9 protein-coding genes are annotated in these 12,536 nt (G+C 73.7%); 5 read left to right on the forward strand and 4 right to left on the reverse strand.

The window, feature by feature from the left end:
• The first annotated feature begins 432 nt into the window (after positions 1-432).
• The gene (locus tag KV205_RS26015; RefSeq protein WP_265867052.1) at positions 433-882 is read left to right on the forward strand and encodes a PTS glucose transporter subunit IIA; all 450 of its coding nucleotides are present in this window, start codon (positions 433-435) and stop codon (positions 880-882) included.
• 81 nt (positions 883-963) lie between these two features.
• Positions 964-2,634 (forward strand): phosphoenolpyruvate--protein phosphotransferase, encoded by a 1,671-nt coding sequence (gene ptsP, locus KV205_RS26020; RefSeq protein ID WP_265867053.1) that lies wholly within the window; start codon positions 964-966, stop codon positions 2,632-2,634.
• Positions 2,635-2,696: 62 nt separating this feature from the next.
• On the opposite strand, the gene KV205_RS26025 is transcribed toward ptsP, so the two are convergent.
• Positions 2,697-3,620 (reverse strand): hypothetical protein, encoded by a 924-nt coding sequence (locus KV205_RS26025; protein WP_265867054.1) that lies wholly within the window; start codon positions 3,618-3,620, stop codon positions 2,697-2,699.
• A gap of 34 nt (positions 3,621-3,654) precedes the next feature.
• Positions 3,655-4,956, reverse strand: coding sequence for an MFS transporter (locus KV205_RS26030; protein WP_308404100.1), 1,302 nt, complete (start codon positions 4,954-4,956; stop codon positions 3,655-3,657).
• A gap of 47 nt (positions 4,957-5,003) precedes the next feature.
• Here KV205_RS26030 and KV205_RS26035 point away from each other — a divergent pair, with 47 nt between their 5' ends.
• Positions 5,004-6,323 carry an aminotransferase class I/II-fold pyridoxal phosphate-dependent enzyme gene (locus KV205_RS26035; RefSeq protein ID WP_265867055.1) on the forward strand — a complete coding sequence of 440 codons (1,320 nt, stop codon included), beginning with the start codon at positions 5,004-5,006 and terminating at the stop codon, positions 6,321-6,323.
• Positions 6,324-6,399: 76 nt separating this feature from the next.
• On the opposite strand, the gene KV205_RS26040 is transcribed toward KV205_RS26035, so the two are convergent.
• The gene (locus KV205_RS26040) at positions 6,400-8,364 is read right to left on the reverse strand and encodes an acetoacetate--CoA ligase (protein WP_265867056.1); all 1,965 of its coding nucleotides are present in this window, start codon (positions 8,362-8,364) and stop codon (positions 6,400-6,402) included.
• 215 nt (positions 8,365-8,579) lie between these two features.
• On the opposite strand from KV205_RS26040, the gene KV205_RS26045 reads away from it, so the two are divergent.
• Positions 8,580-10,952 carry a glycoside hydrolase family 31 protein gene (locus KV205_RS26045; RefSeq protein WP_265867057.1) on the forward strand — a complete coding sequence of 791 codons (2,373 nt, stop codon included), beginning with the start codon at positions 8,580-8,582 and terminating at the stop codon, positions 10,950-10,952.
• Between the two features lie 121 nt (positions 10,953-11,073).
• On the opposite strand, the gene KV205_RS26050 is transcribed toward KV205_RS26045, so the two are convergent.
• The gene (locus KV205_RS26050) at positions 11,074-11,622 is read right to left on the reverse strand and encodes an NUDIX domain-containing protein (RefSeq protein ID WP_265867058.1); all 549 of its coding nucleotides are present in this window, start codon (positions 11,620-11,622) and stop codon (positions 11,074-11,076) included.
• 59 nt (positions 11,623-11,681) lie between these two features.
• On the opposite strand from KV205_RS26050, the gene KV205_RS26055 reads away from it, so the two are divergent.
• Positions 11,682-12,521: a M15 family metallopeptidase gene (locus KV205_RS26055; RefSeq protein WP_370410708.1), complete on the forward strand. Its 840-nt coding sequence runs from the start codon at positions 11,682-11,684 to the stop codon at positions 12,519-12,521.
• The last annotated feature ends 15 nt before the right edge of the window (positions 12,522-12,536 follow it).

A 12,536-nucleotide genomic window follows, 5' to 3' on the forward strand; every position in this document is an offset into this window, starting at 1 on the left:
CTTTCCTCCGGGCGCTTCCTTCGTTTCCGACTCTATCAGATCTTTCCGATCCGATTTCCTCGGCGCTTTCCGGTCCCTTTTCCAGGAATTCACCTGGGGTTCCTTCGGCGGGGTCAAACACTACCAGGCTTTTCCGCTCCCCCTGACCACCCCTCGGCGAGCAGAGCACGCAGAGGTGTAGACCACTGGGGTTAGGATCTGGCTTGATAGGTGCTGCCGACCCACGACTCAAAGCCGCGTTGGGGTCAGGCAGGAGTACGACAGTACATCCCACCACCACTGGAAGCAAATCGTTTCGGGGTAGTCCCTAGGTCCGCCAACCGGTACGTCCCGGGCGGAACCCGGACTTCCCATGACATACGCTTCTGAACAGTACGCCGTCCAGGACAGGTAGTGACGGCGCCTCATATCTCCGCCCCTGGGAGGCTTCCCATGACATCCGTGACGTCGCCACTCGCTGGACGCGCCATCGGTCTCGCCGCTGTTCCCGACCCGGTCTTCTCCGGCGCGATGGTCGGTCCCGGTACCGCCATCGACCCCGTCCGTGAGCCCGGCGAGGCCGTCTCGCCCGTCGACGGGGTCGTCGTCTCTCTGCACCCGCACGCGTTCGTCGTCGTGGACGCCGAGGGTCACGGGGTGCTGACGCACCTCGGGATCGACACCGTTCAGCTCAACGGGGAGGGCTTCGAGCTCCTCGTGAACAAGGGCGACACCGTGACCCGCGGACAGGCGGTCGTGCGGTGGAACCCGGCCGCGGTCGAAGAGGCCGGCAAGTCCCCCATCTGTCCCATCGTGGCGCTCGAAGCCACCGCCGACTCCCTCTCCGACCTCCGCGAGGACGGGGACGTGAAGGCCGGCGACCAGCTCTTCTCCTGGAGCTGACCGTCGGCTCGTCCCACTGACGAGCGCGCAGACGACATTCAACGCGGCGGCCCGGCCGCCGCTCTATCGGAGACGGGTGAGATGGAGACAACGCTGCGAGGCGTCGGCGTCAGCCACGGGGTGGCGATCGGCGAGGTCCGGCACATGGGCACGGCGGTCCTGGAGCCGCCTGCCAAGCAGATCGGCGCCGACGAGGCGGAGCGCGAACAGGGGCGCGCCCGTCAGGCCGTCGAGGCCGTGGCCGCGGACCTGAATGCGCGCGGCAATCTGGCCGGTGGCGAGGCCCAGGCGGTCCTCGAGGCGCAGGCGATGATCGCGCAGGACCCGGAGCTGATGGCCGACGTGGACCGCCGGGTCGCGGTGGGCAGTACGGCCGAGCGGGCCATCTTCGACGCGTTCTCGCACTACCGGGAGCTGCTCGCGGGTGCCGGTGAGTACATGGCCGGCCGGGTGGCCGACCTGGACGACGTGCGGAACCGGATCGTGGCGCGGCTGCTGGGTGTGCCGATGCCGGGTGTGCCGGACAGCGACGAGCCGTATGTGCTGATCGCCCGGGACCTGGCGCCGGCGGACACGGCGCTCCTCGACCCGGCGCTTGTGCTCGGCTTCGTGACCGAGGAGGGCGGGCCGACCAGCCACAGCGCGATCCTGGCGCGTGCGCTCGGCGTGCCGGCCGTGGTCGCGCTGCCCGGTGCCGGTGAGCTGGCCGAGGGCACGGTCATCGCGGTGGACGGTTCCACGGGCGAGATCTTCGTGGACCCGAGCGAGGAGAAGAAGGCGGCGCTGACCAAGGCCGCCGAGGAGCGGAAGGCGGCGCTGTCGGCTTCCAGTGGTCCGGGGGCGACCTCGGACGGGCACAAGGTGCCGCTGCTCGCGAACGTCGGTGGTCCGGCGGACGTGCCGGCGGCGGTCGAGGCCGGTGCCGAGGGCGTGGGTCTGTTCCGTACCGAGTTCCTGTTCCTGGACGACAGCGCCAAGGCGCCGTCGGAGGAGAAGCAGGTCGAGGCGTACCGCAAGGTGCTCGAGGCCTTCCCCGAGGGCCGGGTGGTCGTGCGGGTGCTCGACGCGGGTGCGGACAAGCCGCTGGACTTCCTGACGCCGGCCGACGAGCCGAACCCGGCGCTCGGCGTGCGGGGGCTGCGGACGCTGCTCGACCACCCGGAGGTGCTGCGGACGCAGCTGACGGCGCTGGCGAAGGCCGCCGAGGGTCTGCCGGTGTATCTGGAGGTCATGGCGCCGATGGTGGCCGACCGCACGGATGCGAAGGCGTTCGCCGACGCGTGCCGTGAGGCGGGGCTGCGGGCGAAGTTCGGTGCGATGGTGGAGATTCCGTCCGCCGCGCTCCGGGCGCGTTCGATCCTGCAGGAGGTCGAGTTCCTGTCCCTGGGCACGAACGACCTGGCGCAGTACACGTTCGCCGCCGACCGTCAGGTGGGTGCGGTGTCGCGGCTGCAGGACCCGTGGCAGCCGGCGCTGCTCGACCTGGTGGCGCTGTCGGCCGAGTCGGCCAAGGCCGAGGGCAAGAGCTGTGGTGTCTGCGGTGAGGCCGCGGCGGATCCGCTGCTCGCGTGTGTGCTGACGGGTCTGGGCGTGACCTCCCTGTCGATGGGTGCGGCGTCGATTCCGTATGTGCGGGCGACGCTGGCGAAGTACACGCTGGCGCAGTGCGAGCGTGCGGCGTCCGCGGCGCGTGCCGCGGACACGGCGCACGACGCGCGGATCGCCGCGCAGGCCGTGCTGTCCGGGGAGTAACCGGACGGCAGCGAAGTCGAAGGGGCCTTCCCGCCGTTCGTGGCGGGGAGGCCCCTTCGGTGTCAGTGGGGGTGGGGGTGCGGGTCGTCGGTGGGTCCGAGGGGGAAGCCGGCGCGGTAGTCGACGTGGGGTTCGGGGGCGATGGGGTCGCCGGTGCGGGCGTCGGTGCAGTAGGCGTCGAAGACCTCGGCCTCGGTGAGGGGGTGGAGTCGGCCGTCGTGGAGGCGCCAGCCGTGGAGTCGGTCGGGGGCGCCGGGGGTGGTGGTGCGCAGGACGAGGCCGCCGGGGCTGCCGAGGGCGATGCCGGCGGCGAGGACGCTGAGGAACTCGGCGCCTTCGGCGGTGTCGAGGCGGGCGGGTCCGTCGGTGTCGCGGGTGGTGTGGAGGGCGGCGATGAGCTGGTCGTCCTCGGCGGGGACGCTGCAGACGAGGTGGTGGGTGCCGGGTCCGGCGCCGTCGAGGAGGCGGAGCAGGAGGTGGGAGGCGCGGTCGAAGGAGGCACGTCCGATGTCCTGGCCGCAGTCGGCGCAGGGTCCGGCGTCGGTGAGGAGCATCGTGGCGTACTCCCAGGTGGCGTGGCGGACGGCGGTGTCGACGAGGGTGGGGACGAGGGTCGTGAGGGGTTGGCCGGTGTAGGTGACGCGGGGTCCGGTGGCGGCGCGTTCGGCGGTGTAGGCGGCGCGGCTGGCGGGGTGGTCGGGGTCGCGGCCGGTGGCGGCGCAGTGTTCGGCGTAGTCCTCGGGGTCGAAGAGGGCGACGGAGGTGTGGCCGCCGCGGGCGTGGAGGGTTTTGAGCAGGGCTTCGGCGTGGGCGAGGTAGCGGCGGTGGTCGTCGAAGGCGAAGGTCGGGTACTGCCGCATGGCGGTGAAGTCCTCCTCGTCGGCGAGGAGGGCGACGGTGCCGGCGGTTTCGCGGCGCAGGGCGCGGCGGAGGGCCGCGCTGGTGGTGCGGTTGTTCGTGCGGTCGGTGGTGCGGCGGTCGGTCATGGGTCCCCCTGGGTGCTGTCGTCGTTGCGACTGACTACTCACTCACCGTAACCGTGGGCACTGACAGTGACGCCTGGGCGGGCTTGGTGACGCGGTCGCGGATCAGGCGGTGCTGGGCGGCTCCGGCGCCGACGAGGGCCAGACCGAGGACCGGCCAGGCCAGGGGCCCCGCGGTCATGACGGCGGTGACGAGGAGGGGGCCGGCGAAGCGCTGGGTGGACTGGGCGAGTCCGTGGACGCCGAGGTAGGAGCCCTGGGCGTCGGCGGGGGCGAGGGCGACGGAGAGTTCCCAGGAGGCGGTGGCGTGGATGATCTCGGCGAAGGTGAGGGCGATCACGGCGACGGCGAGGGCGCCGATCGCGAGGGCCCGGCCGCCGGCGGCGGAGACGGCGAGGGCGAGGGTGCCGACGACGAAGAGGCCGCAGAGCGGGACGATCAGCCGGCGGGCGGCCGGGGTGGTGGCGCCGAAGCGGGCGAGGGGGACCTGGAAGAGGACGACGAGGACGGTGTTGAGGACGAGGAGCAGCGGGGCGAGGCCGACGGGGGCGGCGGTGGCGTGGACGATCCAGAGGGGGACGGCGACCTGGAGGATCGTGTCGTCGAGGAAGAGGGCGGCGTCGGTGGCGGTGTAGCCGAGGAAGGTGCGGTCGCGCCAGGGGTTGGCGCGGCGTGGTGCGGGGGCGCCGGCGGTCTTGCCGTCCCGGGCGGCGGAGACGACGGCGACGTGGGCGGGGGCCGGGGGTTCGGCGCAGCGCAGGGTGAGGGCGGCGATGACGGCGTAGGAGAGGACGTTGCCGACGAGGAGCAGCGGGTAGGCGTGGACGCTGCCGGTGGCGAGGGCCGCGGCGGCGCCGAGGCCGCCGATGGACCAGCCGATGTTGACGGTGGTGCGCTGGATGGCCTGGTAGCGGACGCGTTCGGGTCCGGCGAGGCGGGCGGCGTAGAGCTTGATGAGGACGCTGCCGGCCCGGTCGGGGAGGGCGCCGAGGGCGGAGTAGAGGGTGAGCAGGAGGAAGTCGTCGGTGGTGAGGAGGGCGAGGAGGGCGACGGCGCGCATCACCTGGGTGGCGGCGATGACGCGGACGAGGGGGAAGCGGTCGGCGAGTCGGCCGGCGAGGGGTGCGCCGGCGATGCCGACGCCGCCGGAGACGGTCATGAGGAGGCCGACCTGGCCGAGGCCGAGTCCGGAGACGTAGGTGAAGTAGAGCGCGGTGCAGCCGGCCCAGAGGCCCGTGCCGGTCTTGTCGATGATGCTGACGATCAGCATGCGGCGGCCGTCGCGGCCGCCGGGTATGCGGTCGAGCGCGGTGCGGTGCCATGAAGTCGGGCGGCTCACTCGGTTCCCCCTTGACGCGAGTTATGTATTGATACATAGTTCAGTACGTGGCAACACAATATTCGATCAGTGGGACGACGGCCAAGGGGATTGCCGCGTCCGTCGAGCGCGGAGTCTCCGAGGGCGAGCTCGCGCCGGGCGACGCGCTGCCGCCCGTACGCCGGCTCGCCGACGAGCTCGGCGTGAGCCCGGGCACGGTGGCGACCGCGTACAAGGAGCTCCGGCGGCGCGGACTGGTGGTGACGCGCGGGCGCGGCGGCACGGTCGTCGCGGAAGCGCCCTCGGTGGCCTCGCGCCGGCCGCCGCGCGTGCCCGAAGGGCTCGTGGACCTGGCCGGCGGGCACCCGGACCCCGCGTTCCTGCCGGTGCTGCACCCGCCGGCCGAGGTACGCCCGGTGTTCGGCTCGCACCGGGCCGCGCCCCGGCTCGCCGGTCTGGAGGAGCTGACCCGCGCCTGGTACGCGCGGGACGGCGTCCCGGCGGAGCGGGTGAGCTTCGCGCACGGGGCGCTCGACTGCATCGCCAGGCTGCTCTCGGTGGAGCTCCGTCCCGGCGACGCGGTCGCGGTCGAGGACCCCGGCTTCCACCATCTCCTCGATCTGGTCCCGGCCCTGGGGCTGCGCATGGTGCCGGTGGCCGTGGACCGGGAGGGCATCACCCCGGACGCGCTGCGCACGGCGCTCAGGGCCGGGGTCCGGGCGGTGGTGTGCACCCCGCGCGCCCAGAACCCGACCGGGGCGTCCCTCTCCCCCGCCCGGCGGGACGCGCTGGTCGAGCTGCTGCGCGAGTTCCCCGAGGTCCTGGTCGTCGAGGACGACTACACGGCCGAGCTCTCGGGACCGGCCGCGCCCACCCTGGCCGCCGCCGGGCTCGACCGCTGGGCGCAGGTCCGCACGGTCTCCAAGCGGCTCGGCGTCGACCTGCGCTGGGCCGGGGTCGCGGGCGATCCGGTGACCATCGCCCGGCACGACGGGCGGATGCTGATGACCTCCGGCTGGGTCAGCCACGTCCTGCAGGAGACGGTCGCCGGGCTGCTCACCGATCCGGCGACGGTCCGGCTGGTGGCGGCCGGCGAGGCCGCGTACGCGGAACGGCGCGGGGCGCTGGCCGGCGCACTCCGCACGTACGGCATCCGGAGCGCCGAGGGCACCGGGATGAACCTGTGGGTCCCGGTGCGCGACGAGTCGGCGGTGGTGAACGGGCTGCGGACGCAGGGCTGGTGGGTGGCGGCCGGTGCCCGGTTCCGGATCGCGGCGCCCACCGGCGTACGGATCACGACGGCCGCGCTCGACCCGGCGGACGCGGAGCGCCTCGCGGCGGACTTCGCCGCCGTGCTCGGCGACGCGCAGGCGACGTACGGCGGTTAGCGGGCGGTCGGCGCAAGACGCGGGAGGGCCCCGCGCACCGGCATGGTGCGCGGGGCCCTCTCTCATGGGTGCGGGGCTACTTGCGGGTGCGGGCGAGCTCCTCGTAGAAGCGCAGCAGGTCGAGGTTGTCGACCGAGCCGGGGTTGACCGCCTTGGCCATGGGGGTGCCCTGGAGGAGGCGCTTGACCGGGACCTCGATGCGCTTGCCGGTCAGGGTGTGCGGGACGCCGGGGACCTCGATGATGACGTCGGGCACGTGGCGCGGGGAGAGTTCGGCGCGGATCGTGCTCTTGATGCGCCCGATCAGCTCCTCGTCCAGGGTTGCGCCGTCGGCGAGGTGCACGAACAGCGGCATCCAGTACCCGCCGTCCGGCTCCTCCAGGCCGATGACGAGGGACTCGCGGATCTCCGGGAGCCGTTCCACCGCCTCGTAGATATCGGCGCTACCCATACGGACGCCCTGGCGGTTCAGGGTGGAGTCGGAGCGTCCGTGGATGATCACCGAGCCGTGGTCGGTGATCGTGATCCAGTCGCCGTGCCGCCAGACGCCGGGGAACATCTCGAAGTAGCTGTCGCGGTAGCGGCTGCCGTCGGGGTCGTTCCAGAAGCGGATCGGCATGGACGGCATCGGGTTGGTGACGACGAGCTCGCCGACCTCGCCGACCAGCGGCTTGCCCGAGGGGTCCCAGGACTGCAGGTCGGTGCCGAGGCAGGCGGCCTGGAGCTCGCCGATGTGCACCGGGAGGGTGGGGACGGCGCCGGCGAAGCAGGAGCAGACGTCGGTGCCGCCGCTGACGGACGCGATCCACAGGTCCTCGCGGACCTCGTCGTGCAGCCAGCGGAAGCCGTCGGGCGGCAGCGGCGAGCCGGTGGTGGCGACGCACTTCACCTTCGACAGGTCGAAGTCCCGGCCGGGGTGCACGCCTGCCTTCGCGCAGGCCATGACGTACGCGGCGGAGGTGCCGTACAGGGTGGCGCCGGTGCGCTCGGCGACGCGCCACTGGGCGCCGGTGTCCGGATAGCCCGGGCTGCCGTCGTACAGCACCACGGTGGTGCCGGTGAGCAGGCCGGAGACGAGGAAGTTCCACATCATCCAGCCGGTGGAGGTGTACCAGAAGAACACGTCCTCGGGGCCGAGGTCGCAGTGCAGGCCCAGCTGCTTGACGTGCTCGATCAGGATGCCGCCCTGGGACTGCACGATCGCCTTGGGCAGACCGGTGGTGCCGGAGGAGTACAGCACCCACAGCGGGTGGTCGAAGGGCACGTGCGCGAAGACCGGCTCGGTGTCGGCGGCGGTGAGCGCGGACCACTCCAGGGCGCCCTCGGGGGCCGCGGTGCCGAGCAGCGGGATGTGCACGACGGCGCGCAGCGTGGGCAGTTCGGCGCGCAGCTCGGCGACGGTGTCGCGGCGGTCGTGCTCCTTGCCGCCGTAGCGGTAGCCGTCGACGGTGAAGAGGACGACGGGCTCGACCTGCTGGAAGCGGTCGAGGACGCTGCGGGCGCCGAAGTCGGGGGCGCAGGAGGTCCACACGGCGCCGACGGCGGCGGTGGCGAGGAGGGCGACGACGGCCTCGGGGATGTTGGGCAGGTAGCCGCTGATCCGGTCGCCGGGCTCGACGCCGAGGCGGCGCAGCTCGGCGGCGAGCGAGCCGACCTGGCGGCGCAGCTCGGCCCAGGTGATCGGGCGCGGCTCGTGGGTCTCGTCGACGTGCAGCAGCGCGGTGTCGTCGGGGCGCTCGTCGGCGGCGCGCAGCGCGTGCTCGGCGTAATTGAGGGTGGCGCCCGGGAACCAGGCGGCGCCGGGCATCGAGCGATCACCGAGGACGCGCTCGTACGGGGTGGCGAAGCGGAGGTCGAACCACTCGGCGACGGCCGCCCAGAAGCCCTCCAGGTCCTCGACGGACCAGCGGTGCAGGGCCGGGTAGCCGCCCTCGGCGGGCGCTCCGTGGCGCTCGGCCGCCCAGGCCTGGAAGCGGGTGACGGCGGCCGCGGCGACGCGGTCCTCGTCGGGCTGCCACAGCGGCTCGGTCTGCGATGTCATGTGGGTCGGCTCCCTGGCTGTACGCGGGTCTGCGTGTGTCGCGCGCACGTGCGGGGTGTGCGCGTGACGCGGCTGACAGGGACGATGCCATGTGATCTTCGTTCGGTCCAGGGTTCCCTGCCCATGGTCGGGTAGCTGAATATGTGCTCCCACCACGGGTGAACGGCAGTTGAACGGGGCTCGCACGGCCCGGCGCGGATGGCAGGCTGAGCTGCATGGACGGTCGTGGGCTGGTGCGCTCGGTGCGGGTGATGGGTTCGGTGCAGGGGTTGCGGGGGGTGCGTGCGGCGTGGCGGCAGCGGCGGACGGACGCGCGGGCACTGCCCCGCCGGGGGGCGGAGCGGGCGCGGGTGCCGGGGCCGGTGGGCGAGGTGGAGCCGGCGCCGGGCGGCGGGACCGTCCGGTTCGCCCGTTCGGAGCTGCGGATCTCGGTGTCGGCGGGCGGCACGGTGTTCTGGGGCTGGGACGGGGCCGGGCCGCTGCCCTCGTACGGCCTGGCCGGGGAGCCGCCGGAGCCGGACCCGCGGGCCGTCCTGGAGCCGGACACGGACGGCGGCTGGCGGGTGGTGTCGGAGCGGGTGACGGTCGCGGTGTCCCGGCACGGGGCGGTGGAGGTGCGGACGCCGGGCGGGGTGGTGCTGCGCCGTGATCTGCCGCCGCGCTGGTGGGAGCCGGTGCGCGACGGGGCGGCGGAGGCGGGTGCGGCGCGCTGGGTGCAGCGCAGTGAGGTGCCGGCCGACGCGCGGTTCTTCGGGCTGGGCGGGCGGGCGGCGGGGCCGCGGCTGCGGGACGGCTCGTACCGGCTGTGGAACACCGACCCCAAGGCGCCCTTCGGCCCGGCGGAGGACCCGCTGTACATCACCATGCCGGTGCAGCTGGTGGTCGCGGACGCGGGCACCCATCTGGCGTTCTACGACAATTCTTGGGACGGGCGGGTGGTGCTCGCCGAGGGCGAGGAGGGCGCCGGTTCCGGCCATGACCGGCCCGGCACCAGCGAGGTGCGGATGGACGGCGGCCCGCTGCGCTGCTGGGTGGTGGTCGGCACCCCCGCGCGCGTGCTGCACGGCTGGGCGGCGCTCACCGGCGCGCCCGCGCTGCCGCCGTCCTGGGCGCTCGGCCCGCAGCACGCCCGCTGGGGCTTCGGCAGCGAGCGCGAGGTGCGGCGGGTGGTCGACGGCTACCGGGACCACGGCCTTCCGCTGTCCGTGCTGCACCTCGACATCGACCACTACGACGGACACCGGGTGTTCACGGTGGACCGGGAGCGCTTCCCCGACCTGCCGGGGCTCGCCGACGAGCTGCGCGAGCGGGGCGTGCGGCTGGTGTCGATCGTCGACCCCGCGGTGAAGGCGGAGCCGGGCGAGCCGGTGTACGAGGCGGGGCGGGCCGCCGGGGCGTTCGTCCGGGACGACCGGGGCGAGGAGGTCCACGGGGTGGTGTGGCCCGGGGAGTGCGTCTATCCGGACTTCACCGATCCGGCGGTGCGGGAGTGGTGGGGCGCGCTGTACGAGGAGCGCCTGAAGCAGGGCTTCTCCGGGGTGTGGCACGACATGAACGAGCCGGTGTCCTTCGCCGCGTTCGGCGACCGGACGCTGCCGCGCTCGGCCCGGCACCGCCTGGAGGGCCGCGGCGGCGACCACCGCGAGGCGCACAACGTCTACGGCCTGACGATGGCCCGCGCGGGATACGAGGGGCTGCGCCGGCTGCGGCCCGAGGAGCGGCCCTTCCTCTTCTCGCGGTCGGGCTGGGCGGGCATGCAGCGGTACGGCGGGACCTGGTCCGGCGACGTGTCGACCGGGTGGCCGGGGCTGCGCGCCTCGCTGGCGCTCGTGCTCGGCCTGGGGCTGTGCGGGGTGCCGTACTCGGGGCCGGACGTGGGCGGTTTCGACGGGAGCCCGTCGCCTGAGCTGTTCCTGCGCTGGTACCAGCTGGGGGCCTGGCTGCCGCTCTTCCGTACCCACGCGGCGATCGACGCGGGGCGGCGCGAGCCGTGGGAGTTCGGCCCGGACGTCCTCGCGCACGCGCGCGTGGCGCTGGCCGAGCGCGAGCGGATGCGGCCGTACTTCGTCACCCTGTCGCGGCTCGCGCGGATGACCGGCGCGCCCTATGTGCGGCCGCTGTGGTGGGGGACGCCGGAGGACCGGGCGCTGCGGGACTGCGAGGACGCCTTCCTGCTCGGCGACTCGCTGCTGGTCGCGCCGGTGCTGTCCCGGGGCACGGACCGGCGGGCGGTACGGCTGCCGCGCGGCCGCTGGTACGACACGGCGACCGGCGAGGCGTACGAGGGCCCCGGGCAGGTGCTCCTCGACGCACCGCTCTCACGGATCCCGGTGCTCGCCCGCGCGGGCGCGGTCCTCCCGGTGCGCGGCGAGGACGGCGAGGACCTGGTCCTGGAGGTGTGGGCCCCGGCCCCGGGCCGCACCGGCGGCGGCCTGGTGGTCCGCGACACCGGCGACGGCTGGGAGCCGGGCGAGATCGAGCGCTACCAGTCCCGCCTGGTGGACGGCCGGGTGGTGGTGGAGCGGGTCACGGACGACGGCGTGACGGAGCCGGACCTGCCGGTGCGGGTGCGGGGGCTGGGGGCGTAGGCACCCCGGCGGGGGCGGTGCCGGGGCCCGGGCGCGGTTGCCCGGCCCGGCCTCCTCCGGGTCCCGCCGGCCGCGGCCGGCGCCGGCCGGGCCGCCGACCCTCCCGCGTAATCCCGCCCCCTTACCCGTACACCCCCGCGAAGAAGCGTCGTACCGCCTCCGTATGCAGGGGGAAGGCCAGTTCCTCCGGGGCGTGGAGGAGGTGGTGGCCGCTGGTCTCGTCCGTCGGGGTCGACGGCGGGAGGGCGGCGGCGGGGCGGGGCGGGAGGAGACCGAAGAGGAGGAGGTGGCCGGCCGGGGAGCTGAGGGCGTCGGCGAGGCGGACGTCCTCGGCGGCGGCCTCGATGCCGGTCTCCTCGCGCAGTTCGCGGACCACGGCCGCCTGCCAGTCCTCGGCGAAGTCGATGAAGCCGCCGGGCAGGGCGACCCGGCCGGCCTGGGGCGGGATGGTGCGGGTGATGACGAGCAGGGCGGTGCCGTCGGGGTGGGTGACGGGCAGCAGGGCGACGGCGACCGGGAGCGGGTTGCGGTAGGCGGTGGTGCCGCAGTCGGGGCAGGTGCGGGGCCAGCCGGCGTCGGCCGGGTAGCGGGCGCCGCAGGAGGAGCAGTGCGAGTGCGGTGCGGGGGCGGACGCGGAGCCGGAGTCGGGGTCTGAGACGGAGTCGGTCACGCGGCCGACCGTACGCGATCACCCTTTCCCGGCGCTGCCGTTACTGATAGACGGTGCGCATGACAGGACTGAAGCGACTGACAGGACTCGCCTCCGCTCTCCGTACCCTCGGCGCGCTCGCCGCCGCCGGGCTGCTCGCGGCCACCGCCGCGGCCCCCTCCGCCAGTGCCGCCCCCGAGCCGAAGGCCCCGAAGGAGTTCGTGGCGCTCGACCGGGTGGACCCGACGATCCTTCAGGAGATGCGCTACACCACCGCCCACAACTTCGTGGGCGAGCGGATCGACGGCTACCACCAGCCGGTGTGCATCCTGACCCGGCCGGCCGCCGAGGCCTTGCACCGGGCGCAGACGAAGCTGCTCGCGCGCGGCTACACCCTGAAGGTGTACGACTGCTACCGGCCGCAGCGGGCCGTGGACCACTTCGTGCGCTGGGCGAAGGACCTGGACGACGAGCGGATGAAGCAGGAGTTCTATCCGCTGGTGGAGAAGGACCGGCTGTTCGCGGACGGGTACATCGCGGAGAAGTCGGGGCACAGCCGGGGTTCGACGGTGGATGTGACGGTGGTGCCGCTGCCGGCCGCGCCGACCCGCCCGCACGTGCCGGTGCCGGGCGAGCCCCAGGTACCGTGCTTCGCGCCGCAGGACCAGCGCTTCCCCGACAACTCCCTCGACATGGGAACCGGCTTCGACTGCTTCGACACCCTCTCCCACACCGACGATCCGCGGATCACGGGCGTCCAGCGGGCCAACCGGGACCTGCTGCGAAGCTCGCTCGCCGAGCAGGGCTTCGTCAACCTGCCCGAGGAGTGGTGGCACTTCACCTTCAAGCCGGAGCCGTTCCCGTCGACCTTCTTCGACTTCCCGGTGGCACGTCGGTCCGTGACCGTGGCACACTTCTGACGCTTCGTCAGATTA

Origin of the sequence: Streptomyces sp. SKN60 (genome assembly GCF_026236535.1) — a bacterium.
Classification (GTDB): Bacteria; Actinomycetota; Actinomycetes; order Streptomycetales; family Streptomycetaceae; genus Streptomyces.

Coding starts and splice junctions, on each gene's coding strand:
- KV205_RS26015 (WP_265867052.1), top strand. CDS start 433: ATGACATCCGTGACGTCGCCACTCGCTGGACGCGCCATCGGTCTCGCC.
- ptsP (WP_265867053.1), top strand. CDS start 964: ATGGAGACAACGCTGCGAGGCGTCGGCGTCAGCCACGGGGTGGCGATC.
- KV205_RS26025 (WP_265867054.1), bottom strand. CDS start 3,620: ATGACCGACCGCCGCACCACCGACCGCACGAACAACCGCACCACCAGC.
- KV205_RS26040 (WP_265867056.1), bottom strand. CDS start 8,364: ATGACATCGCAGACCGAGCCGCTGTGGCAGCCCGACGAGGACCGCGTC.
- KV205_RS26045 (WP_265867057.1), top strand. CDS start 8,580: ATGGACGGTCGTGGGCTGGTGCGCTCGGTGCGGGTGATGGGTTCGGTG.
- KV205_RS26055 (WP_370410708.1), top strand. CDS start 11,682: ATGACAGGACTGAAGCGACTGACAGGACTCGCCTCCGCTCTCCGTACC.